The sequence below is a fragment of the Pseudoalteromonas sp. ABV4_021 genome (assembly GCF_056159365.1).
Window position 1 is genome coordinate 518,965 of sequence record NZ_JBSWVB010000002.1, and the last position, 24,753, is coordinate 543,717.

Annotated in this window: 25 protein-coding genes; 7 read left to right on the forward strand and 18 right to left on the reverse strand. The window is 41.9% G+C overall.

Annotated elements, in window-relative coordinates; all coding sequences use genetic code 11:
* Window positions 1–19 precede the first annotated feature (19 nt).
* Entirely contained in the window at window positions 20–1,390 is a 1,371-nt protein-coding gene (locus ACXAFE_RS16585; RefSeq protein ID WP_475154995.1) for a hypothetical protein, read from the forward strand.
* 60 nt (window positions 1,391–1,450) lie between these two features.
* On the opposite strand, the gene ACXAFE_RS16590 is transcribed toward ACXAFE_RS16585, so the two are convergent.
* Window positions 1,451–3,448, reverse strand: a complete 1,998-nt coding sequence (locus tag ACXAFE_RS16590; protein ID WP_475154997.1) for a TonB-dependent receptor plug domain-containing protein — start codon at window positions 3,446–3,448, stop codon at window positions 1,451–1,453.
* A gap of 82 nt (window positions 3,449–3,530) precedes the next feature.
* On the opposite strand from ACXAFE_RS16590, the gene ACXAFE_RS16595 reads away from it, so the two are divergent.
* The 6 genes from ACXAFE_RS16595 to ACXAFE_RS16620 all read left to right on the forward strand — a co-directional run bounded on the left by ACXAFE_RS16595 (window position 3,531) and on the right by ACXAFE_RS16620 (window position 10,286).
* Window positions 3,531–3,923, forward strand: a complete 393-nt coding sequence (locus ACXAFE_RS16595) for a hypothetical protein (protein ID WP_475155001.1) — start codon at window positions 3,531–3,533, stop codon at window positions 3,921–3,923.
* A 590-nt stretch (window positions 3,924–4,513) separates the two neighbouring features.
* Window positions 4,514–5,104 (forward strand): transcriptional regulator BetI, encoded by a 591-nt coding sequence (gene betI / locus ACXAFE_RS16600; protein WP_475155005.1) that lies wholly within the window; start codon window positions 4,514–4,516, stop codon window positions 5,102–5,104.
* 2 nt (window positions 5,105–5,106) lie between these two features.
* Window positions 5,107–6,570 carry a betaine-aldehyde dehydrogenase gene (betB, locus tag ACXAFE_RS16605; RefSeq protein WP_475155011.1) on the forward strand — a complete coding sequence of 488 codons (1,464 nt, stop codon included), beginning with the start codon at window positions 5,107–5,109 and terminating at the stop codon, window positions 6,568–6,570.
* Window positions 6,571–6,581: 11 nt separating this feature from the next.
* On the forward strand, window positions 6,582–8,231 hold the full coding sequence (gene betA / locus ACXAFE_RS16610) for a choline dehydrogenase (protein WP_475155014.1): 1,650 nt from the start codon (window positions 6,582–6,584) through the stop codon (window positions 8,229–8,231).
* A 134-nt stretch (window positions 8,232–8,365) separates the two neighbouring features.
* On the forward strand, window positions 8,366–9,583 hold the full coding sequence (locus ACXAFE_RS16615; RefSeq protein WP_010559399.1) for a choline transporter: 1,218 nt from the start codon (window positions 8,366–8,368) through the stop codon (window positions 9,581–9,583).
* Between the two features lie 4 nt (window positions 9,584–9,587).
* Entirely contained in the window at window positions 9,588–10,286 is a 699-nt protein-coding gene (locus tag ACXAFE_RS16620; RefSeq protein WP_105171932.1) for a TorF family putative porin, read from the forward strand.
* Between the two features lie 85 nt (window positions 10,287–10,371).
* Here ACXAFE_RS16620 and ACXAFE_RS16625 read toward each other — a convergent pair whose 3' ends face one another.
* The 17 genes from ACXAFE_RS16625 to ACXAFE_RS16705 form a co-directional block, all read right to left on the reverse strand.
* The gene (locus ACXAFE_RS16625) at window positions 10,372–10,899 is read right to left on the reverse strand and encodes a hypothetical protein (protein ID WP_475155016.1); all 528 of its coding nucleotides are present in this window, start codon (window positions 10,897–10,899) and stop codon (window positions 10,372–10,374) included.
* A 75-nt stretch (window positions 10,900–10,974) separates the two neighbouring features.
* Entirely contained in the window at window positions 10,975–11,235 is a 261-nt protein-coding gene (locus ACXAFE_RS16630; protein ID WP_054980757.1) for a DUF3081 family protein, read from the reverse strand.
* 67 nt (window positions 11,236–11,302) lie between these two features.
* Complete coding sequence (locus ACXAFE_RS16635) at window positions 11,303–11,518, reverse strand: VF530 family protein (protein WP_010559403.1); 216 nt, start codon at window positions 11,516–11,518, stop codon at window positions 11,303–11,305.
* A gap of 62 nt (window positions 11,519–11,580) precedes the next feature.
* Complete coding sequence (locus ACXAFE_RS16640) at window positions 11,581–12,009, reverse strand: hypothetical protein (protein WP_010559404.1); 429 nt, start codon at window positions 12,007–12,009, stop codon at window positions 11,581–11,583.
* A gap of 9 nt (window positions 12,010–12,018) precedes the next feature.
* Entirely contained in the window at window positions 12,019–12,822 is an 804-nt protein-coding gene (locus ACXAFE_RS16645; protein ID WP_475155023.1) for a MipA/OmpV family protein, read from the reverse strand.
* A gap of 3 nt (window positions 12,823–12,825) precedes the next feature.
* A complete protein-coding gene (locus tag ACXAFE_RS16650; RefSeq protein ID WP_475155025.1) occupies window positions 12,826–14,049 on the reverse strand; it encodes a beta-ketoacyl-ACP synthase in 1,224 nt (407 codons plus the stop codon).
* Window positions 14,049–14,774 carry a 3-oxoacyl-ACP reductase FabG gene (fabG, locus tag ACXAFE_RS16655; RefSeq protein WP_475155029.1) on the reverse strand — a complete coding sequence of 242 codons (726 nt, stop codon included), beginning with the start codon at window positions 14,772–14,774 and terminating at the stop codon, window positions 14,049–14,051. The genes ACXAFE_RS16650 and fabG overlap by 1 nt, the downstream gene beginning before the upstream one ends.
* Window positions 14,771–15,226 carry a hotdog family protein gene (locus ACXAFE_RS16660; RefSeq protein WP_010559408.1) on the reverse strand — a complete coding sequence of 152 codons (456 nt, stop codon included), beginning with the start codon at window positions 15,224–15,226 and terminating at the stop codon, window positions 14,771–14,773. Before ACXAFE_RS16660 ends, fabG begins: the two co-directional genes overlap by 4 nt.
* A gap of 150 nt (window positions 15,227–15,376) precedes the next feature.
* On the reverse strand, window positions 15,377–16,552 hold the full coding sequence (locus ACXAFE_RS16665; RefSeq protein WP_475155032.1) for a beta-ketoacyl-ACP synthase: 1,176 nt from the start codon (window positions 16,550–16,552) through the stop codon (window positions 15,377–15,379).
* 1 nt (window position 16,553) lies between these two features.
* Window positions 16,554–17,096 carry a DUF3261 domain-containing protein gene (locus ACXAFE_RS16670; protein WP_475155036.1) on the reverse strand — a complete coding sequence of 181 codons (543 nt, stop codon included), beginning with the start codon at window positions 17,094–17,096 and terminating at the stop codon, window positions 16,554–16,556.
* Window positions 17,078–18,325, reverse strand: a complete 1,248-nt coding sequence (locus tag ACXAFE_RS16675; protein WP_475155039.1) for an NAD(P)/FAD-dependent oxidoreductase — start codon at window positions 18,323–18,325, stop codon at window positions 17,078–17,080. The genes ACXAFE_RS16670 and ACXAFE_RS16675 overlap by 19 nt, the downstream gene beginning before the upstream one ends.
* The gene (locus tag ACXAFE_RS16680; RefSeq protein WP_475155043.1) at window positions 18,322–20,565 is read right to left on the reverse strand and encodes an MMPL family transporter; all 2,244 of its coding nucleotides are present in this window, start codon (window positions 20,563–20,565) and stop codon (window positions 18,322–18,324) included. Before ACXAFE_RS16680 ends, ACXAFE_RS16675 begins: the two co-directional genes overlap by 4 nt.
* Before the next feature lies 1 nt (window position 20,566).
* Window positions 20,567–21,106, reverse strand: a complete 540-nt coding sequence (locus ACXAFE_RS16685; RefSeq protein WP_475155045.1) for an outer membrane lipoprotein carrier protein LolA — start codon at window positions 21,104–21,106, stop codon at window positions 20,567–20,569.
* Complete coding sequence (locus ACXAFE_RS16690) at window positions 21,099–21,530, reverse strand: acyl-CoA thioesterase (protein WP_010559414.1); 432 nt, start codon at window positions 21,528–21,530, stop codon at window positions 21,099–21,101. Before ACXAFE_RS16690 ends, ACXAFE_RS16685 begins: the two co-directional genes overlap by 8 nt.
* Entirely contained in the window at window positions 21,523–23,076 is a 1,554-nt protein-coding gene (locus ACXAFE_RS16695) for an HAL/PAL/TAL family ammonia-lyase (protein ID WP_475155049.1), read from the reverse strand. Before ACXAFE_RS16695 ends, ACXAFE_RS16690 begins: the two co-directional genes overlap by 8 nt.
* A 13-nt stretch (window positions 23,077–23,089) precedes the next feature.
* Window positions 23,090–24,004 (reverse strand): LpxL/LpxP family acyltransferase, encoded by a 915-nt coding sequence (locus tag ACXAFE_RS16700; protein ID WP_475157759.1) that lies wholly within the window; start codon window positions 24,002–24,004, stop codon window positions 23,090–23,092.
* 13 nt (window positions 24,005–24,017) lie between these two features.
* Window positions 24,018–24,752 carry a glycosyltransferase family 2 protein gene (locus tag ACXAFE_RS16705; RefSeq protein WP_475155054.1) on the reverse strand — a complete coding sequence of 245 codons (735 nt, stop codon included), beginning with the start codon at window positions 24,750–24,752 and terminating at the stop codon, window positions 24,018–24,020.
* Window position 24,753 lies beyond the last annotated feature (1 nt).

Below are 24,753 nucleotides of genomic sequence, written 5' to 3' on the forward strand. Positions count from 1 at the left end.
TAACTAAAGCAGAAAAGGAGTGCTCAATATCGACAGAGACGTAAAACTCGCTCAAGATGAAAGCTTATCAATTAAGTTAAGCTATTTATTGCTTCCCAAAGAAACGCAGCGCCTCGACCTGTATTTTTCTTTGCCCGTAGAAATGGGCATCAACACCAGCACCTTAAACGAAGAAGACTATTTTCACGCCCATGTGAAAAGCCACAGCGCCTATTATTCTGAGCAATTACATTTACCCTTAGTGCGCAGCCGTTTTATTAGTCAGTCAAAAGGTGAAAAATCCGACTATCGCTTGAATTTAAATCTTTACTCGTACCAAATTCGCTTGGCACTTGAGGCGGATATTAAACATACACAAAAAATAAAAGATGCCGAGGTGTTTTATCCCGCAGCCACTGAATTGGTTGAACAAGCAAGCGTGTTATTGAAGAAATTGCGCCGCTACACACCGCCCGACAAAAAACTAAAACCTTATTTCGACAACGCCGATAACTACTTAAGTTGGCACTGTGAACAAATGTTTTTAAAGCTGTTGTCAAAAGGTCCAAAAAGCAGTGAGTTTGCAAAAGCGCGTGATACATTACGTGATTTTTGTCGCAGTGAAAGCGCCTATCGTGAAGAGCGTGAGTACAATTCTAAACAAACGCTAGAGGATCCCAATCGCATCACCAACAAAATGCGCTTACTGCAAAGGCTAATCGAATATGGTGTGGTGTTTAGTAAAGAAACCAAAAACCTTAACTTAAACTTGCAGCGCTTGGTACGAGGCACAGTCACAGCGGTTATGATGGCGTTTGTGATGTTTTTAGTTCTAAATGCACGTTCAAACTTCCAAGAAGTTACATTAGCGCTGATTGCCATGTTGGGAGTTATTTATGGCCTACGTGAAACTTTTAAAGAAGATTTAACTCGCGTAATTTGGCGCAAAATAAGGCAAGGGCGTCCCAAATGGCGTCATATATTTAAAAGCAGTGCAGATAATAAAACCATTCATACTCAAACTGTATGGCTTGAACATATTCGTCGAAAAGCATTACCCGATAATGTCGAGAATTTATTTAAAAAACGACGTCAGCAAAACAAACAAGCAGCACATTTAATTCATTACCGCTGTGATAGTAAAGTAATTGCTAAAGCGTTTTTACCGGGTTATGAAGAAATTCAGCAGCAAGTGTTTTTTAACTTAACCCCTTTTGTCAGATACTTAAAAAAAGGTGCAGGCAAACTCTACAGTTTGGACGGCAGCAAAGTATCGGGTCAATCGGTAGAAAGGCGTTATCAGATAAACTTAGTGGTTACCTATTCGGCCAATGGCACAAAAACAGCTAAACGCTACAAAATTACCTTAAACCGCTCTGCGATTGTCAGCATTGAAGCAATGCCTGATTAGGGCTCGCTGATAACTAAACCAAAACGTTATTTAAACGAGAGCGAAGCAATCGTTTGTGTGTTAGTTAAAGGCATATTGGTAACTTAACACCAGTTGCCGGCCTTTTCCTGGCACCGCGCCATCCCAAACTCGCGGATCAAAAATGCTATAGTCTTTATCAAATAGGTTTTCACCTGTTAGTGACAGTGTATGACGCGCAAAACTTCGTGATAGTTTGACATTTACTAATGTGTAACTCGGTTGATAATAGCGAAATTCATCACTGCGCTCGGCTGCAATTTTGTCACGCCACAAGGCGTTGATATGAAAATCGATAAAGTCAGTTGGATAACTCAACTGTAAATTAGCAAAACGCTTAAAGCTTTGATTAATTGGCTCGTCAAATAACTGCGTGTAGTTAGCGGTTATTTGTAGCTTGTGATAGAGCTTTTTAGCGGATAATTCCACCCCAGACATATTCTCATTAACACTATTTTCAAAGGTAAAAAAACTGGTTCCGACAGTTGGTACTAGATTAATAAAGTCTCTTAATTGATTGTTAAATAGCGCAGCTTCAAGTGATGTGCTTTTGCCATTATAAAGCCACGCTAGCTCGGTTGTTTTAACGTATTCAGACGTTAAGTTAGGATTGCCTTTGGTAACACTGTCGCTTGAGTAAAGCTCATTATTAACCGGGGTTCTGAATGACTCGCCGTATTGAAGCTTAATAGTTTGATTATCCAATGCATGCCAAATCGCTGAAAAACGCGGTGATAATTTACTATCTAGATCTCTTATGTCATCGTATCGCGCACCAATAAAAAACAACCAGCTTGGATTTAACTGCCACTTTAATTGGCTATATGCGCCATAAAAGTCATGCGAAGCACTTAGCGCTGCAAATTCAGGAATGTTCTCAATCCGTTGTAATCCGCCTAAATAAAACGCATCGTTTGGAATTATTAACTGACTATCAAAATCATAAAAGTTGGTGGTAACACCCGCTTGATATTGACTGGCATGGCGGTATTCAAAACCAGAGTTTAATTGCTTATCGCTTGATAGCTTGTAATTATGGGTAAACTTTAACTTACTCCACTGCGTTCGCCAGTTTGGCCCAGTGAGAAAATCATTACTTACAATACCCGCTTCTGTTGGTAACACCATGCCAGAAGAATCAATTTGAAAATTAGCGTAGCTTGCCAGCACGTCAATTTCATGATGATCATTTTGCCATATTTGATGCTGCAAACTAATGCTGGCAGACTGACTGGTATGTACATTTTGTTTACTAAAACCACCGAGGTTTATAAACTCATCCAGTTGATTTTCAATAAAATGAAAACGCAATTCACTATTTTGGTAGTCCAATTGGGCGTTTACAAATACATGTTTTAAAGGGTCGTTAACCGTTAATTGCTCCCCTACGTCGTATGATTGCCCATCACTATGTTGTAACGAGACATTCGCACTGAAACTCATTTGCTCCTGTGTATTTGCATAACTGCCACTGAACGCTTTATAACCGTGGTCGCCAATCGCAACTTCAAATCTTTTATGTGCTTTTTTAGTAATAAAATTAACTACACCTAAAAACGCATTGCTGCCGTAAAGGGCCGAACCAGGACCTCGAATGATTTCAACTTTTTCAAGCACAGATGCGGCAATATAGGGAGTATAAACCGTGGCTTTACCAAACGATGTTTCGTTTAAACGCACGCCATCAAGTAAAATTAACAAATAGCCATTGTCTAACCTTACCCCTCTAGCATGCTCTTTTGGCACAGCACCTACCCAATCGCCGCGCGCCATTTGCATACCCGGTACGTAGTTCAATACGTCAAACGCATTGTTTACACCTAAGGCTGTGAGCTGCTTTTCATCAAACACCGTAATGGTAGAGGGAACCGTTGCTTTTGTTTCCAGCGTATTACTGGCAATGGTGACTTCAATTTCACTCAGCTGATGCAAATCGAGCGCGAAGAGATCGGAATTTGTTGCACTAAATGCATGTTCAGACACACTTAGCATAAGCGCAAGCGGCAGCAGTTTTACACAACGAAAAGGCAATATTGGCATTATTATTAGTGTATGATACTTACAAAATGTATGTTTTAAGAATAGTAAAAAGTACCGCAACAGCAAGTGGTTAAAGAGAAATATGAACGATACAATCAGTAAAAACCTGCCTAATATGTCCTTGTTTCAGGCTGTGGTATGCCATGTAATGAAACAAACTCAAACGGCATTTCCCAATAAAATAGACATTTCATGCTCTACGTTATCGCACATGTTAATTAATCAAGGTGGATTTAATTGCGATTCGCCGCTTGATTTAGCAATTGAAATTAGCGCCGCGATTGATTGGTTGGAAAAAGCCGGGCTTATTTGGTTTGGCGGCCATGAGCTTAATGATTATTTTGACGTAACGTTATCAAAACATGCATTAGCAAAGTTACTGTCTGACATAAATGGCAGCGACTTAGCATCGCAACTTGCAACAGCCACCACAAGCGAACAACAACTTGTTGTAGTAAAGCAACTCATTGCTTAACACTTAAATAAGGGTAACTTACCTAAATTAAAAATTAGTTACCCTGTTTACCCATCTCAAAATAAACTTCCCACGACTCTTTTTTATTATGCCAATTCTGTTAATTATGAGAACAAGAATAGTCCTGGATAAATGAACTGATAACAATGCGGAACTTTACTTATGTGATTGTTCTACATGATAAATTCTAACACAGTTAGCATGATGTTTAGTCCGCGAGGATGAGCAGCTACTTGAGTAAATTGGTATTGTTGCCTTAACTCCCTATCCATCCACGTAAACTGCAATAACCAAACTGCTTCTTTTTAAAAGCCATTTCTTAATTTAACGCCAGCTAAAAACTGCTCCGCATTTCTCGGAACACCAATTTACTTACAGTAGAAATAGTTTTAATTGTAATAATATGACAACAAAACAAATTATTTTTAAATAATTTTAATGGCAAATTTAAAATAACAAATTCAGCAACTTACTGTTTTAAATCATTGCAAAAACATACATAAACACAAACGTAAACGCCCCCTTAGATTTGAAATATTAGTTAGAGTTCATTAGAATTTATTTTTATTGAACGATCAATTAATAAAAATATGCCTAAAGTTGGATACGAACCCATACGTCGTCAACAGCTGATTGACGCAACATTAAACTCAGTTGCCGAGCTCGGATTAAAAGCGACAACGATTAATACCATTAGTAAACGAGCTGGATTGTCTTCGGGCATTATCAGTCACTACTTTGGCAGTAAGAATGGGTTAATTGAAGCGACCGTGCGTTACTTACTAACCAGTTTAAAATCCAGCTTAATCTCAAAAATCGACGAAAACATAAGTCAGCAACAACGCCTTATGTTAATCGTCGAAGCAAATTTCTCTGTTGTACAAAAGCAGGCCCATGTCACCAAAACGTGGCTGAGTTTTTGGGCAGAATCAATGCACGATGAACAATTACACCGCTTGCAAGCGGTTAATGCAAAACGTCTGTACAGCAATTTACTGTATTCGTTCAAAGCATTATTGCCACATGAGCAAGCGCTACAAGCTGCAACACTTAGCGCAGCGATGATCGACGGCCTGTGGTTACGTGCCGTATTAACCAAAGCTAACGAAGATGAATTTAGCAATGCCGAGTTGCTTGCTAAAAACTACGTTAACTCTCTTATTCCCGTGTGTCAGGATTAATTATGTCTCTTCCTAAATTGCTCAACTTTATTCATGGCGAACTGCTTGAAAACAAATCAGGTCAGTCGTTTGATATTATCAATCCCGCTACAAACGAGGTTATTTACCAAACTGAAATCGCCGACGAGTTTATTAAAGCGCAAGCCATTGAAAGTGCCAAACAGGGTTTTGCAACTTGGTCAGCAATGAGCGCTGTTGAACGTAGCCGAATTTTATTAAAAGCGGTTGCCCTATTGCGTGAGCGCAACGACGATTTGGCAAAAATTGAAGTATTGGATACAGGTAAGCCAATTCAAGAAGCCGATTGTGTGGATATTGAAACGGGTGCGGATGTTATTGAATATTTTGCAGGCCTTGCACCAACACAACTAGGTTCACAGCAAACGGTTGGTAATGACTTTTTCTATACGCGAAAAGAGCCATTAGGCATTTGCGCTGGTATTGGTGCGTGGAACTATCCACTGCAAATTGCCTGTTGGAAATCGGGCCCGGCACTTGCGGCAGGTAACGTATTGATTTTCAAACCATCTGAAGAAACACCTCGCGGTGCGGTTGAACTAGCCAAAATATTTATTGAAGCTGGCATGCCAGCAGGTGTATTCAACGTGGTACACGGCGCAGGCGATGTTGGTCAATGGTTAACTACACACTCAGATATTGAAAAAGTCTCGTTCACTGGTGAAGTGGGCACAGGCCAAAAAGTGATGCAAAGCGCCGCCAGTAACTTAAAAGAAGTGACCATGGAACTGGGCGGTAAATCGCCGCTAATCGTGTTCGATGATGCCGAAATCACCGAAGCGGTAAGCGCTGCAATGCTCGGTAACTTCTATACCCAAGGTGAAGTGTGTACCAACTGCACCCGTGTTTATGTTCAAAGAAATGTTTACGATGAGTTTATCGCGGAGTTAAAAAACCGCACCGAGAATAACATTGTAATGGGCGATCCACTCGATCCAAATGTTAATTTAGGTGCGCTAATTTCGAAAAAACACTTAGCCTTAGTTTTAAACTACATCGAGCTTGGTAAACAGCAAGGTGCCACGGTTTTAACTGGGGGTTATCAGGCAACACCAGAATCTGCACCTAACGGTAACTTCGTTGCGCCGACTATTTTTGTTGATTGCAATGACGACATGACCATAGTCAAAGAAGAAATTTTTGGTCCAGTAATGTGTGTACTGCCGTTTGACGATGAAGACGACGTGATTAAACGCGCGAATAATACAGAACTTGGTTTAGCCGCGGGTGTCTTTAGTCAAAACATCAAACGCGCCCACCGCGTGATTCATCAATTAAATTCTGGTATTTGTTGGATAAATAGCTATGGCAATTCGCCTGCTGAAATGCCCGTTGGCGGATACAAGCGCTCGGGTATCGGCCGCGAAAACGGTGTAGAAACACTAAATAGCTACACCCAAACCAAATCAATTTATGTTGGCATGAGCCAAATTGAAAGCCCATTTTAGCGAGTAATTTTATGCAGTACGATTATATTATTGTCGGCGCAGGCTCAGCTGGGTGTGTGCTCGCCAACCGTTTATCTGAAAATCCTGAACATTCGGTACTTTTACTGGAAACCGGTGGTTCGGATAAAAGTATTTTTATTCAAATGCCAACGGCGTTATCAATTCCAATGAATGGCGATAAATACGCATGGCAATTTCATACTGAAAAAGAGCCTTACCTTAATAATCGCAGTATGCACTGTCCGCGCGGCAAGGTATTGGGTGGCTCTTCGTCAATTAATGGCATGGTGTACGTACGTGGTCATGCAAAAGATTTTGATGAGTGGGCCGAACACGGCGCAGAAAACTGGGATTACCAAGCGTGTTTACCTTACTTTAAAAAAGCCGAAAGCTGGTATTTAGGTGAAGATAATTATCGCGGCGGCGACGGTGAACTTGGCGTTAATAACGGTAATGAAATGGCTAACCCTTTGTACCGCGCGTTTATCGAAGCGGGTAAACAAGCAGGTTATGACCATACTCACGACTACAACGGTGAAAACCAAGAAGGTTTTGGCCCGATGCATATGACCGTTAAAAACGGCATTCGCTGCTCGGCAAGTCGCGCTTATTTAGATCCAATAAAGCACCGCAAGAATTTAACCATAGTAACCAATGCACTGGTAACTAAAGTACGTTTGGAAGGCAAAAAAGCCACGGGTGTGAACTACACCATTAAAGGGAAAGCGCATCGTGCCATTGCTAATAAAGAGGTTATTTTAAGCGCGGGGCCGATTGGCTCCCCCCATATATTGCAGTTATCGGGCATTGGACCACGCAACGTGCTTGAACAAGCCGGCGTAAAAGTGCAGCACGAGTTACCGGGTGTCGGTCAAAACTTACAAGATCATTTAGAGTTTTATTTTCAGTACAAATGTAAAAAGCCAATTACCTTAAACGGTAAATTGGGGCTGATTTCAAAAGGCTTAATTGGCGCACAATGGTTGTTTGCAAAATCAGGTCTTGGAGTTACTAATCACTTTGAATCCTGTGCTTTTATTCGTTCAAAAGCGGGCGTTGAATGGCCTGATATTCAATATCACTTTTTACCTGCGGCGATTCGTTACGATGGTAAATCAGCTTTTGATGGCCATGGTTTTCAGGTACATGTGGGCCACAATAAACCGAAAAGTCGTGGTGCGGTGACGATTCAATCGTCTGATCCGAGTATTGCACCAAAGATTCAGTTTAATTACTTACAGCACCCCGACGATATTGAAGGGTTCCGCGCTTGCGTGCGTTTAACTCGCGAAATTATCGCACAGCCTGCGTTTGATGATTACCGCGACGGTGAAATTCAACCTGGCGAACAAATTCAAACCGATGAAGAAATTGATGCCTTTGTGCGTGATGCCGTTGAAAGTGCTTATCACCCAAGTTGCTCATGCAAAATGGGAGAAGACGATATGGCGGTAGTAAATTCAAATACGCAAGTGCACGGAATAAGCAATTTACGCGTGGTGGACTCTTCTATTTTCCCAACCATACCGAATGGCAATTTAAATGCGCCAACCATTATGGTTGCAGAAAAAGCGGCTGACATCATTTTGGCAAAGCCAGCGCTCAACTCAACTGCTATGCCTGTTGGCATTAAGCCAGATTGGCAGCAGCAACAGCGCTAAAAATTGGTAGTAGCGATGAAAGCATCACAACTTTCATCGTTATTTTCAACAAATAGCAACTCGCTATTGATTAACTATGACAACAACAAATAGGAAAACTATGGACTATTTTTACTTATACTGGGAGGGTGATAATGACCTTATGGCTTAGTGCTGGTATTTTGTTCACCTTACTTTCAATCGCCTTTATTTTATATAAATGGGGCAATATGCAAGTAGTGGGTGTGACCCCAGTTAAAACATTTACCTTTATTGCAATTCTGTTTACATCTGGCCTCGACGTTGGCCTTATCATGTTTCCGCTAACCGAGTTTGCCGGTTATGCAGACATAAAAGCAAGCCCAGAATATGGCTTCACAAACCCACTCGCAATTGAGTTTGGATTTTGGGGATTCTTAATTTGGGGTTTCTACTTTTTGACCTGTTTTTATTTCTGTGTAATTGAACCTAAAGTGAAATTTTTCGAAATTCCACTGGTAAAATTGGTTAACAACGTGGTAATTATCGGCACATGTGCGTTTACTGCCTTTTTGTTACTGAGTAACTTGCCTTGGTACCTACCTGCGGTAGGTGATGGCGAATCAATTGTGCCAACATTTTACTTAATTGTATTTGCGGCAATTTGTTTTGCTGCTTATTCAAGTACCAGTATTCGTTATGTACGCTTTTTAAGTATTACAACAACCTGGGTATTTATCGCGTTAATTGTTGCGATGTGGGCAGGCGCCTTTGTATTTGGCGACAGCGAAATGAGTGCCTATACAAATAACTTAGCACTAATTGGCGACTACTTTGCGAATATTCACCATTTTGTATTGCCGCTTAACGACTACCATGAATTCTATTTATTCTGGTGGTTTGCGTGGAGCATTATGATTGGTCAATTCACCTCTCGTTTTGTTGGTGGACTTAAAACCTACCAAGTACTCGCAGCGATGTTGATTTTCCCGTCAATTCCAATTGCCGCTTGGTTTGCCGTGCTGTATCACTACCATGATGCTGGTATTGCAACCGATGGCCTAGTGAATTTTGCAATGGTATTTGTTGGTATTGTGTTTGTGATCAATTCATTAGACTCACTGATCCGCTTATACACAGATAACCTTAACCTAACCGTCGCCCGTTTAGGTAAGCGCAATTATCTGTTGCTAAATATTGTTGCACTTTCACTTTTAACACTATTATTTAAACTGAACTTTTTACAAATCCAATGGGTTGGTGCCATTGTTATTGCGATTTTCTTTGCTGGTTTTGGTTTTATTTTGGTTAATAAATTCAAAACAGTTAAGACGATTCAAAGCTCTCCAAAAGAAAACGCAATTGATTTTAATAAAATAGAGACAATAAGCTAATCATATGAAAAATTTAATTAAATTATCACTAATCCCGGTTGCAGTAATGACAAGCGTGGCGCATGCCGATTGGAGTACAACGGTAACTGGGGCATCTGACTACACCTTCAACGGTGTTAGCCAAACCATGAACGACCCTGCGCTACAGGTTAGTCTTGATAAATCATTTGAAAACGGCTTTTATGCAGGTAGTTGGGCGTCAAATGTTGATTTTGGTGACGACACTAACATTGAGTGGGATTTTTACGCTGGCCACTATATCAGCTTAAATGACGCATTAAGCCTTGATTATGGTATCGCGTATTACACTTACCACGGCGCAAGCTATTCAGATGATGGTAACTACCCTGAAGCATACGCAAAATTTGGTTATTCATCAGCCTTAGGTAATACCGAGTTTAACTTCTGGTACAGCTGGGATTACTTTGGCACAGGCGCAGGCCATACCATTGCTATGCTAGCGCATTCTTATGAAATCGCGCCAAATCATACGCTACGTGCAAGTTTTGATGTGTCAAACTCACTTGATGGCGATAAGTGGTTATGGGATGGCAATAATTCATCATACCATCACTATCGTCTAGCTTATCAAACCAGCTTTAAAGGGTTTAACCTAGAGCTTGCAGCTGAAAATACAAACCTTGATTGGGACACTGCTGATGAGCGCCTAGTGTTCTCTATTTCAAGAACATTTTCGCTGTAACCTGCGGTTAGGTACATAAAAGTAAAAAAGGCGCACATTGCGCCTTTTCTTTTACCTAAATAACCCGAGTCTGGGTTAAATAAGATTAATCTAGTTCTGCCAATCGGGTAATTAACGCATTGAGCGCAGCAACACTAAAACCACGATCATAAAAATACACCACTTCACCTTGGCGATTTAATAATACAACACGTGCATTATTTGGTTTTTCATTGCCGGTAAAAGCTTGAATACGCTCACCGTGCTCATAAATTGTAATTACCCCACCCCATAACTCTTTTGGAATGCCACGCCGCATACCTTCATCAATTTGGGTACTAAACATACGCGGAAACATGCCTGCAATAGTGGGTAATTCAAAAGCAACCACATCCACTTCTTTCATATCAAGTCCAATTAACCAGCGATCAATATCAAATTGCGAATCTTGTTTATAACCAATTAAATATACGCTCGGCTTGCCAGCAACATGCGCTGGTAAATTAACAGTTTGTTTTTCTAAACTCGTGCCGGTGACATTTGGAAATGGTTTACCTTCAATATCTTGGTTAGGATAATGCGTTGTGCATCCAGTAACTAACAGCAAAAGAATTAAAATAATGATCTGTCTCATAAGCTCCTCGCGCGTATCGCGTTTTTTAAATAAAAATTTTTAGATTTAAGTAAGTTAGCTAGCTAGAGGAACTCGTTATTCAACTTCTTTAACCAAAGATTCGAGTTTGCTCATAAACACATCTTTTAATTTGCTGTGCTCATAATCAAGGTGATAAGTGTTGTGAAAGCCAAAACGTAGCAATACACCATTTCCTTTCAAGTAAATGGTATAGCCGTCAATATCAGAAAACGCTGTGATCCCTTGATAGAGTTTACCGTCTTCAAAGTCTTCGCCTTTTTGGTAGATAAGGTCGAATACTTTCAATAATAGTTTTGCGTCTAGCTCGTTTCTCATAATTAAGCACTCCCTGATTTCTCAAATTGTTACTTAATTATAGTGAGTTACTGGACGTTTAGATCAGTTAGCGGAAAGTATCAAGGTACAGAGCTTCAACTTTATCACGCGCCCATTGGGTACGGCGTAAAAATTTTAGCGATGATTTAATTGAAGGATCGTTTGAAAAACAGTTAATTTTAATCTCGCGGTAAAGGCCATCCCAACCATACTCTTCGACCAATTGTGTCACAATTTTCTCTAACGTTAAGCCATGTAATGGGTTATTTGGTTGGTTTTGCATTTTTGCTGCCTTAAATATTAAAAAAGCCCTAAACGGGCTTTTTTTAAAGAATGGTTGAACTCTTATAGTTTAACCAAATCACCTTTTAATGTCACACCGGCCATAACAAAACCTGCGCCACATTCAAATTCAGTGTCACTTACAAATTCGCGTTTTTTGTAGTACGAACTGATGTTCATTACGGCATTCATACCTTCTCTGCGCGCGCGCTCTTGTAATGATTTCAATGCGCTAAGCATTACCCATTGGCACGCTTCTTTATCGCTTTTGTTGAACGCATTGGTTTTTTTATTAGTTTGCACTTCACCGTAAGTTGACTTTACTTCGCCCGCTTTTTGCTTACCAAAAAATAGTTTAATGTTTGGATCAAGCGCTTGCTCAGCTTTTGCCGTGCTTAATAGCTCTTCAACCGAGTAACGACCAATATCATCACGCGCCGTTGCAGTACTCGCAGCAAGTGCAAGCGAAACACCAAGAATTAATTTTTTCATTACTTCTCCCTAATTTTTTAATGAATAGAACTTCCATGCAAAGCCAAAACCAAGTGCAACGTTGTGATTATCACGCAACAGGGGACTTTGCTGATTTGCACTGTGTGAATAATTATAATAACGAATAAAACCGCCGGCCCAAAGCCAATCGTTATCGTAAGTTAATCCTAAACTAAATACCGATGCAAGATAACCCGAATCTGCATCAAAAGACAAACGGTCAATTGTTTGAAATTGTTCAGCAACATGATAAAAATAACTGTTGTAAGCATGACTTCCAAAACGGGTACTAAAACGTCCAGTCAGTTTTACCTGATGCTGACCATCTTCATAAATCTGCTGCCCCGCCTCTAGCATAACGCCATACACACTGCCGATATCGTCAATATCTCCGCCATCGAATGCGTACGCTTTTCGAATAAAAGGTGAAATATACAAATAGTCGTCTGAGGTAGGATTTCCAAAGCCAAAATATTGATAACTCGGGCCTATTTCGCCTACCCAAGCAAGGTCATCCATGCCTTCACGGGCACGATTATCTTTACTTGATACGGCAATCGCGCCACCTGCACTTAGGCTAATATAATGGTTAGGTGCAACTTCATAAAATGATTCGAATTCGTTGCGCTCTACTTTATAGTGTTCTTTCTCAATGTGAATGTACGGCAGCGGCACCACATAACTTTCGTTTTGTTCCGCGCCTAAATAATGGGGGAGCGATGAATAAAACGCGCCAATGCCAAACGTTACTTCATCGGCAACACTGTGTGTTGAGATAAACAGTAGGCTAAGTGCAATCCATCGCATCAACATGATTTACAACCAGCGTTTAAAGATTAACGAGGTATTGATCCCACCAAACGCAAAGTTGTTACTCATCACGTAATCGGTGTCGATTTCACGTCCCTCTACAGGTAAGTAATCAAGCGGCGCACATTCTGGGTCGACATTATCTAAGTTCGTCGTGCCACCAAACCAATTGTCTTGCATCATATGAATGCTCGCCCACGCTTCAATAGCGCCGCACGCGCCTAAGGTGTGTCCTAAATAACTCTTTAACGAACTAATCGGCACCTTACCTAACGCATTGAAAGTTGCATGAGATTCGGCAATGTCACCACGATCAGTTGATGTGCCGTGAGCATTCACGTAACCAATTTGAGATTTTTCTATACCTGCCTCGGCAATTGCTTGCTCAATCGCCACTTGCATGGTTTCACTAGTTGGCTGGGTTACATGTTGCCCATCTGAGTTACAGCCAAAGCCGACAATTTCGGCAATAATATGCGCGCCACGCGCTTGTGCGTGTTCTAATTCTTCTAAAATAAAGGTACATGCACCTTCACCAATCACCAAGCCGTCACGGTCTTTATCAAACGGGCGTGGAGTGTGTTTTGGCGTGTCATTTTTGCAGCTGGTTGCGTACAAGGTATCAAATACTGCAGCTTCGGTTACACACAATTCTTCTGCGCCACCTGCAACCATTAGCTTTTGACGACCAAATTTAATCGCCTCAAAAGCATAGCCCAAACCTTGTGAGCCTGATGTACATGCTGAGCTTGTGGTAATAACGCGGCCTTTTAAACCAAAAAATACGCCCACATTAACTGGCGCGGTATGCGCCATCATTTGAATATAACTCGTTGCTGTAACTCCCGTCATTTCGCCACTGTCCATCATGCGGCCAAATGGAATAAGCGGTGCAGTAGAGCCAATTGATGAGCCGTACGCGATACCGGTATCGCCATTCGTTAACGATGGGTGCGCTAAAAGGCCTGCTTGTTCGAGAGCTAATTCTGTTGCACGCGTTGCCATAAGTGATACCCGCCCCATTGAACGGATCTTTTTGCGTGAATAATGCTTAGGCTTTTCAAAATGCTTCACTGGCGCGCCCAAATTGGTATTTAAGCCATTAATAAATGTCCAATCTGGCATTGTCTCTACTGCGTTTTCACCTGTTTTTAAGGCACTTTTAAACGTTTGCCAATTATCGCCTAGCGCAGTAATCGCAGACATTCCTGTTACAACAACGCGTTTCACTAAACTAACCCACCATTTACCGAAATAACCTGACGCGTAATATAGGCAGCGTCATCTGACATTAAAAATGCCACTGTACCCGCCACTTCTTTTGGCTCTGCCATACGGCGCATAGGTACCATCTTTAAAATTTCATCGACTGGTAAATCATCAACCATATCGGTTGCAACTAAACCCGGTGCGACGCAATTTACTGTAATTTTACGTTTTGCCACTTCCAGCGCCAGTGCCTTAGTTGCACCAATTAAACCCGCTTTTGCTGCGCTGTAGTTAACCTGGCCACGGTTACCAGCAATGCCCGATACCGACGCCATAGTGATAATGCGGCCGCCTTTACGCGTTTGGATCATCGGCATCACCAAAGGTTGCACTACGTTGTAGAAACCATCTAGTCCTGTAGTTAATACTTCGTCCCACTCTTCACCTGTCATTGCAGGAAAGGCTGTATCGCGTGTTACACCGGCATTGCACACAACGCCATAATACGCTCCATGCGCTTCGACATCTTCAAGCAATGCTTGCTGCGTTTTTTGACGGTCACATACGTCAAATTGAACAAGGCTAACGTGACGGCCGAGTGCTTCTATTTGTTCTTTTACTTGCATTGCCGCGTCAATGCCACTTCGGCAATGAAGCGTAATATCGAATCCGTCTTCGGCCAATCTTAATGCGATGGCCTTGCCTATTCCGCGACTTGAGCCAGTTACTAATACACGTTTTTTCATTGTTGTTCCTTTAAAAACTGCACAGGATCATCTGGTTGAAAGACATTGATTTTAGCTTCAGCAAGAACCGTATCTGCATGTAGAATTTGGCATTCAAATACACTTAACCCTGTTTCTTCTTGAAACAGTTTTTTAACCGAAACAGCTAACGTCTGCCCTAGCGTAAACTCAGGAGTGAATGTCTTATATTTACGCGAACCAATTAAAAATCCAATTTTAACCGCAGCATTGTCATCGAGTGCTAAAGCACCTGCGTATGCTGCGATAGATTGTGCCATATATTCAGTACCAATGTAACTTGCAACTGATTGAGTTTGTTCGTTAAAGAACGCTGATTGTGCAGAGATATCGACCTCGCAAACGGCAGAGTCTTGATCATAACTCACCAAGCGCGTGAGTAAGATCATTGGGTCGGCGTGAGGTAGCACCGCTTCAATCGAATAATGTGTCATGAATTAACCTAAGTTTCGGATTAAGTATGCAAAATAAACAACGCCCAAATAGGGCGAGAGCACTTAATCGAGTTTACTTGCGCTGGCATTTGAGTGTTAGCACTGATGCCTAGCGTTACATTTTTAATTCGATGTTTTTCCGTTGATGCGCTAATTACCAAAAACAAGTGACACATTATTGCCACCAAACGCAAACGAGTTGGATAAACAAAAGCGTATTTTACCAGAAGAATTCGATGCTGCGAGTCTAATTGGCGAAAGTTTTTCGTCAAGTTCCGCTACGGGGTAATTGGCAGGAATAATCTCGTCTTTATTGAAATTACTTAGTAGCAACCAGCAGATCCCCGCTTCCAATGCCCCTGCCGCACCGAGCGTATGGCCAGTAACACCTTTGGTTGAACTCACTAAACAATCAAAGCCAAGTGAATGAATAGCATTCGCTTCCATTTCATCGTTTTTCGGTGTGCCGGTACCATGAGCATTAATATAACCAATCTCTTTGGCATCGATGCCAGCGTCTTGCAAGGCTTTTGTCATGCTTGCAATTGCCCCACGGCCAGACGGTTCTGGCGCTGAAACATGATACGCATCAGAGCTTTCACCCGCGCCACATAAACGCACAGCAGCAGGGTGTTTACTCATTACGAAAAGTGCTGCCGCCTCGCCAATATTAATACCATCACGCTCGCTGTGAAACGGTTTACAGTATTCACCCGCGGTCGACTCAAGGGCTTTAAAACCATTTAAGGTCATTTTACATAAACTATCTACGCCGCCACAAAGCACCACATCTGCGATACCCGATTCAATTAAACCGCGCGCACTGACTAATGCTTTACCGCTTGAGCTACATGCTGTTGAAATAGTGTAACAAGGTCCGCTTGCACCCGTAATATGCGCTAAATATTCGCTCGGTGCGTGTAATTCTTGCTGACGATAATTAAAATGCGCTGGGTAATCACCCTCATCTGTAAATTGCTGATAGGCGTTTTCACCTTCACTTATGGCGCTAGTGCTGGTGCCTAACACAATGGCAATACGTTGTTTTTCAAATTGTTTTGTAAGCGCTGTAAACGTGTGCTCAATTTGTTTGAACGCGGTTAACAGCAATTGATTATTGCGCGTATTAAAATGTGGCTCACAAATTTCTGGTAACGTTGCGCTTACAGCACCGACAAAAAATTCAGTTCCGTCATTGCCCGGTTTATCAAATTTGGTCAGTAATTGCGGCTGTGATAGTTCACTGTTTGACAGTGCTGCCATCACACTTTGCTTACTGTCGCCTAGGCTACAAACAAGCCCTAAGTCATTTAAACCGATTGCCATATTAGTTTATCTCTTCGATAGTGATTGTGTAGTGACGACGCATGTGGGTAATTGTCGTAGTGGTGTCTGTGTAGCGAATGCGCATTACTTCACCATTTAGGTCGCTAATAATGCGTGCGTCTTGCTGCTGCGTAATGGATGCACCAAGTAGCCCTTGTTTTACATTTGTAAGCGGCCATGTTGCCAATTGCATATCGGCTAGCATATGGCTTGGGTACAAATTAATGCCGGGTATATGGTTTTCAACGTGATAATTACCGTCTTTGAACAGCGATAATGAAAATAAACTTATTCCTTGCGCTGTTAGCGCGACTAAATTGAGTTGCTGCTCGGAACGTTCACTTTGTAACAACAAGGTATTTTGCTCATCACCCCGTGTTACTGTGACCAATTGCAGTGCAGACATTTTTGGCCAATTTTCAGGTACTGCTTGTAATTTATAGTGAATGGCGCTATCAAGCGACACCGTATCAATACGGTGTGCACTTGAACAACCTACGACCAATAAACACAGTATTAGTAAGGTTACTGATACTCTTTGCATAACTTCGCTAATACATCTAAACGACGTTCGCTATGCGCAACGTATGGATTACTGGTATCCCACGCGTAACCAGCAAGAATTGAGCATACCATTTGTCTGATTTGCGGATCTTGCTCTTTATGGAAGATAACGTCTTGGAAACGACCGTCATACCACGCGGTAACAAAGGTTTTAAAGCAATCAACACCTTGCTTAAGCGGCTCTGCATATTGTTTAGCAAGATCTACTTCTTTGCCATCGAGCAAATCATTTACCACAGGCGCAATTAAACACGCAGAGCGAAGTGCAATGGTTACACCACTAGAAAATACAGGATCTAGGAACTCACCCGCATTGCCTAACAGTGCAAAACGCTCGCCATGTAAACGTGTTACGTCCGCTGAATAGCCTTTAATTTGGCGTGCAGGTGCAATCGCTTTGGCATTTTTTAGTAATTGCGATAAGTTGGGTACTTGATTGATATAATCAAACAAAATCTCTTGGTGTTCGCGCTCAGCTGCCACAACTTTTTCAGGCTCAATTACTACACCAATACTTGCCGTGCCATCTGAAAATGGAATTAACCAATACCATACATCTGGATGCTCTGGGTGCACAGTAATCAGAATTTTATTACGATCAAAATTAGCATCAGTAATATTGTCTTCAACATGCGTGAAATAAGAACTGCGTACAGGGAATTTTGACGGTTTTTCTAAATCGAGCAAACGCGGTAACACTCGACCAAAGCCGCTCGCGTCTAATACAAATTTTGCCTCAACCGTATAGGTTTCACCACTTTCGTCGATCACTATTAAACGCATAAAATCAGCGTGTTCAGTCACTTCAATTACAGTATGACGATAACGAATTGTCACACCTTGCTGCGCCGCACCATCGGCAAGTAACTTATCAAAGTCTGCACGTTTTACTTGAAACGTAGTACCCGGACCTTCGGTAAACTTATCGGTAAAGTCAAAAAAGGTGTGTTCGCCTGATTTTTCAAATGCGGCACCATTTTTAAACTGAAAGCCAAGTGCATCCGCTTGCGAGTTTAAACTATCAACTAAGCCAGCTTCAGCTAAATAGGTCATGCACTGAGGTAATAAGCTCTCGCCAATTGAAAAACGCGGGAATGTTTCACGCTCAAGTACGACAACCTTTTTTCCTTGTTTGTTTAATAAACTACTTGCAACTGCGCCTGAAGGACCTGCACCAATTACAACTACATCAACTTTTTCTACCTTCATTTCCTTTCCTTGACAATACAGGGAGCCAATAGATAAAGACTCACTAACCCGATAACTAAGGTTAAACCAAAACTAAAAACTGCCGGTGTTTTACTCAATATTAATATGCCAAACACCAAACATGATGAACATAATGATAAACTTATTGCCTGCAAGTTACTTTGGCACAAGCCTTTACTACGATAAAAAATTAGATAATCAATTGCCAGCGCTAAAATTAAAATTGTTGCGAGGTAATTAAATAAATTCACCGCACCTTGTATCCAACTCGAGAGTAACAATGCACACAGCGTCACTAAACCAATGATTAGCCCTGACAATAACGCCGTAACCAAGTCAAAACGTAGTGCCATAACGAGCATTGCAACCACCGCACTTAATGCCATAAGTCCCATTACTGTAGAGCGATAATGACCTAATGCATCTGAAATTTCTTGACGTTTATCAAGTAAATGCAAGAAATCTCCATGTTCGTTTAATAATTCATTCAGGGTATCACTCGTTAATGTGTCAACATTAAACCAAAGCACCGCATTGTGCGCATCTTCAAACACTAAATGAAGCGGTAACAGCTGCTTAAGTGGCGACTGTTTAAATTCGCTCACCCTTAATGGCGAATATTGCTCAACCCCCACATTAATGCCAAGCGAATTACTCACCTCAGTATAGTGACCCGCCACTACTTTATTTTGTAGTAAGGTGTAGGTAGTTTGCTGCGCATTGAGTGACGGCAAGTAATTAGCTAAACTGTTTACTTCAACCTGATTGGCGTTTTTTTCCAACCATTTAACTACCGTCTCTTGTTTTTCAAGCGCCGACTGCATTGAATCAGCCGTCAGTAAAAAGTGGTGCTTATTACTTTGGCCAAGTAAAGCGAGGTTAAACATTTCATTGTATTTAAGTGTCTCACTTGTATTACTCAAAACAGCCACGTCATCTTGATGCACAATCGGTTTCACTAAAAAACCGAGGGAGAACAATACAACCAATACAGCCAATAACTTCGCTTTTTCACGGTTTAATAGCACTAACACATTCGCCCAAGCAATACGCGGCTTTTTAATTTTAAGATCAAGCGCATACTGACAAAAAAGTGCAAACACAAGCGCACCAAGCAGACCAAAAATCATAAACACCGCAACTTGTTGTAACAAGGCCATTGGTGAAAAGCTATAAAGTGCATAACCTGCGGCAGTTGTTACAAAGCCAAGAACCAAACTCGTTGTAATCGTGTTTTTTTCCGCGCACAACACATGGAATAAGTAATCAATGGCGACGCCAATTAAGGTTACCGAAAACACTAAGCCAATCAGTTCAATGTTATCGAAAACCAATACCAGTGCGACCATACCCCAAATGCAGGCGTTTAAAATTGTCACCAGCATCAGCCCAATAACAATTAAATTTCTAAAAAATAAGAGCACTAATAACACCACAGCAACTAAGCTAATGATGCCAAATGTCGAAATTTCATATTCTGCTTGTTGCGCATTTTCACTGCCATGAAACGCAAAACCTGAGAAATAAATACGGCTGTTATATTCAGCCTCAAACTGGCGAATTAAATCCGTAATTTGTTGCGTTAATGCGATGCTTTGCGAAAAATCTGCACCATTTTCAGTTAGCATAAAACGCGCAAGATAAAAGGTTTTGTGCTCGTCATCAGCGGCAAAAATCTGTTGTTGTTCCCGTGACAACTGAACTTTAAACAAGCCGTCTTGCTGTCCCATACTGCCCGTATGCGACACACCATTTAGAAAACTTGCCAATGCTAATGTTGGGTCACTTGATAATGAGCTTGCGCTTAAGGTACTGTCTGGCTTGGTTAATTCTGCCAAAGTGTAGTTGAGTAATTCACTTGGCTCTGACAGTTGGCTAGGATAACTACTCGACATTAAACTGCCTGGATAACGGGAGTAAAACGCCACCACTTCGTCGAGCTTAATATCAGGTGGCGGGATGTAAGTCAGCGCAGCATTTTGCTCTAGCCTTTGCTTAAACGCCAGTAACGCGTGTTTGTTGCCACTACTAAACACCAGCTGCCCTGATGAGCGCTGCTGTATAATTGCCTTCGCTTGCGTAATCGCAGGAGACGCAAGTACATCAGATTGTGGCACCACCGCTAAAATATCACTGCTAAATTGCGTGTCGCCGCTGGTGAACTGCTTTGCAATAATTGCACAAAACAACGCAGCAATCACAACAAAGGCAAGCGCGATGGAAATTCTGTGAGAATTCAACTTAATTCGCCGCGGCATAAGTTAAATTGATCTCAGTGGTATGCCCCGCTTGCTCGCTGAGAACAATTCGCGAGATGGTGCCTGTTCCGCACAGTTTTACTGCACTAAACACTTGGTCAAGCGGCTCATTTGCCGACAAGTTTATGCAATTATCTGCCACCGATTGAACCTGTAAATAGTCAGACAACTTAACTGGATCTTGCAATAATAAGGCTTGTAGCAGCGGAATATAAAGATCAGCATTCGTCATTTGGCTTTCATTTCCGCGATGATCTTTGCTGTAAATGCCGTGTTCATCCATGCGAATTGTTGAAGCAATCGGTGTTTTTTGCTGCCACACAAAGCCGCTTTGATCGGCACTAAAACTACCAGCGGAAACAATACTGTTTTTCAACACTTTAATTTTTTTGTGTTGCTCAAATTGTCCGCTAACCTTGCTCTGATTAACCAGCTTTAGCTCACTAAACGCATCAACAAGCGTGGTATTTGCGTTTGCAAAAAATGCTGCAAACGCAATACAAACTAACAATGCGCTACGCATCTAACACCTTTGATAGTTTTTCAATCAGTGCTGGCGGACTCACATACTGCATTTCACCATCACTAATGCCCACCGCAACCTGAACCGAATAGCCTTTTGTCAGCTTTTCGCCAGTTTCTTTACAGCTGATCACATAATCAATTTTGATGCGGTTTTCGTACTCTTTTAAATACGCAGTTACCACAATCACTTGGCGAAAACGCGCAGGTTTAATGTATTTACAACGCATATCGATGATCGGCCACATAAAGCCAGAGGCTGCCATTTCATCATAATCGTAATCAAACAAGCGCAACAGTTCACAACGCGCTACCTCAAAGTAACGGGCATAGTTACCGTGCCACACCACTTGCATTGGGTCGCAATCGTGGAACGGTACATCAATTTCAACCTGCGTAGTTAATAGCGCATCTCGACTATTCATATAACTTCCATTTCTGCTGTTGAATTGCATCGACTGTGTCACGCAAAGTACGCTCAAGCGGGCGGTCTTCATCGAGATTCGGGAAATAACCAGTAATGTCTTGGTACATTTCGGTTAATCCATTGGCAAGACTGTCAGTATCAACTTCGCCGCGCTCTTTACGAATGCGCAATGCTTGAATTGACGCTAACAAGGTACTTGCTAATACTTGCTCAGTTAACTGAATGACTCGCAGTGCATCACGCGCTGCAATGGTGCCCATGCTTACTTTATCTTGATTATGACACTCAGTAGAACGAGAAAATACGCTTGCTGGCATCGTTAGTTTTAACGCCTCAGCAGTATATGCAGATGCGCCAATTTGCACTGCTTTAAAACCATGGTTAATGTACTGACGCTCTGGATCGCCATTTGATAAGTTACTTGGCAAGCCATTGTTAAACTTACTATCAACTAATGACGCAATTTGGCGGTCGGCCAAATCAGCTAAGTTAGCAACCGCCGTTTTTAGCGTATCCATTGCCATTGCAATATGGCCACCGTAAAAATGACCACCGTGCAACACGTGTTCACCAATACCATCAATAATTGGGTTATCGTTTGCCGAGTTTAGCTCGTTTTCAATTAACTGACGTAACCAAGGTAAGGTATCTGCTAGCACGCCAATAATGTGCGGCGCACAGCGAATAGAATAACGGTCTTGTAAACGGTCAGCATTACGCGGATGAGTGTGATAATTTAGGTCATCACGGATCCAAGCAGCCACTTGTTGTTGCCCTGCATGCGGTTTTACAGAGAATAAAATATCATCGAAATGGTGTGAATTTCCCATTAACCCTAAGCTCGCAAGTGACGTAAGGCGAGTCGCAAGTTTGACAAGGTATTCGGCGCGCTCATAAGCAAGGCATGCAAGTGCTGTCATCACAGCAGTACCATTCATAATCGCTAAGCCCTCTTTAGGTCTTAACGTAAGTGGCGTTAGGTTGAGGGCTTTCATCACATCGCCACTATTTGCCACTTCACCATTAAAATACACATCGCGTTCGCCAACTAAGGCACCGGCAACGTATGAAAGTGGGGTTAAATCACCACTTGCGCCCACTGAGCCTTCTTGTGGAATAACAGGCACAACATCGTGGTTTAGGTATTCTTTTAACAGCGTCAGCATATCCCAACTAACACCCGAGTAACCTTGTGCTAATGAATTTAATCGAGTCGCGAGTATTGCGCGGCCCTGCACTTTTGAAAACACATCGCCTAAACCACAACCGTGAAAACGCGTTAGGTGCAGTGGTAATTCATTTACTAGCGATAGTGGGACTGCGCGCGTTACGGAATCGCCGTATCCGGTTGTTACACCGTAAATTACGCCGTCTTCTGCGAGTAATTTATCTAAAAAAGCAACGCCTGCGTCAATGCGTTGAGTAAATCCGGTCTCATTCGACAGCTTAGCCTGTGTGTGTCCTTTTGCTATCGCGACAATATCTTCAATTGAAAGCGGTCCTTGGCCGAACGTCAGTGGCCCTGTTTGCTGTTGATTAATCACTTCTTACTCCGAACTAATCTCGGCTGACTTTACTGTCGTCAGTCCAAAAATCATAAAAATTAAACCATTGGTAAGGATACTGACTCGCAAAAAAACTCAGACGATCTGAAAAATGCTGAATTGTTGTTTGTAGATCCTGCTGTCGTGTTTTACGGCTAAATTTTAACTTATCCGCAACTTTTTCAAAAATAACTAAATAGCGGTTATGCGCTTTTAAACAAAATAAATAATACACCGGGCATTCGAGTAAACTCGCGAGAATAAATGGCCCTTGTGAAAACGGTGCTGGTTTACCCATGAAATTACAATAGTTTACCCTGCCAGCGACGCTTGAGCTAGTGCGGTCACCAACAATCACTATTACTTCGCCATCATCAATTTTTTGCTTCAGTAAAATCGCCAAGGTAGGGCTCATATCAGTAACTTGGATGAGGTTTACTTTGGCATCGGCATTGATTTGTTGCAGCACCTTATTAAATTCAACTGCATGATGGGTAAACACTAAAACGTTTATGGTTACTGCGTAACGACCTTGACTGAGCGCCCGACATACTTCCAAATTACCTAAGTGCGAGCCAATGAAAATGGCCCCTTGCTTACTTTTTTGTAATTCAGCAAATTCTTCATGATTTTGATATTGAATGGCATCAAGTGGGATTTTGCCAAGCCACGCGTCTATTTTATCAAACGCTGAATCAGCAAATTTGCAAAAGTGTTTTAACCCCTGCCAAAAACCTGCATTTGCTGGTTGATTGTTATGCTGTGCCACTTGGTTTAAAAACGCAATGCTTGCCGTACGTTGCGTTTTACCTGTGCAGTAAAAATAAAACACCACAGGAAACAACATTAACCACAATACACGACGCCCAACCAAGCGATAAAAGCCCAGTAAAATACGCATGCCAAGTAAGGTACCGCGTTCTTGCATTGTCGACCAATGTTTAGCCACGCAGTTTTCTCCAAAGCAGTATTGGTATGCGTGGTAACATACCGAAAAATAAGCGTGTATGCATCCAGCTAATCAGCACGTTATCTTCAAAGGCACGAAAATGTGAGCTGCCGCCCTCTGGGTAGATAACTTTCGTTGGCATAAACCGACTGGGTGTGCCACGCCAGAATAGGCGCACCATGATTTCGATATCAAAATCCATGCGCTTGCCAAGCTGCTTATCACGTAGCAGCGCCGCAGTTGCTTTCACTGGATAACATCGAAAACCACACATTGAATCTTTTATACTGAACGATAAGGTTTCAATCCACACCCAAAAATGAGTAATGTAACGACTGTATAAACGCACTTTCGGCACAGATTCATCATAAATAGGCTGTCCGCTAATGACGCTGTCGGGATACTTTTTGCCAAGGTAGATTAAAGTTTGAATATCCGTTAGGTCGTGTTGACCGTCGGCATCAACTTGTATCGCGTGGCTATAACCCAACTTATCGGCTGTCAGTAAACCCGTTTGTACCGCGCCACCTTTGCCCTGATTTTCACTGTGTTCAATCAAGGTTAATAACGGAAACTGAGACTCGCATTGACGCATGACAGCGCTCGCATCCGCTGTTGAGCCGTCATTAACCATAATAATCGGTAAATCGAGGGCACTTAGCTCCGTTAAAACCGATTCAATCACAGCAACATGGTTATAATTTGGAATAACAATACACGCGTGCATA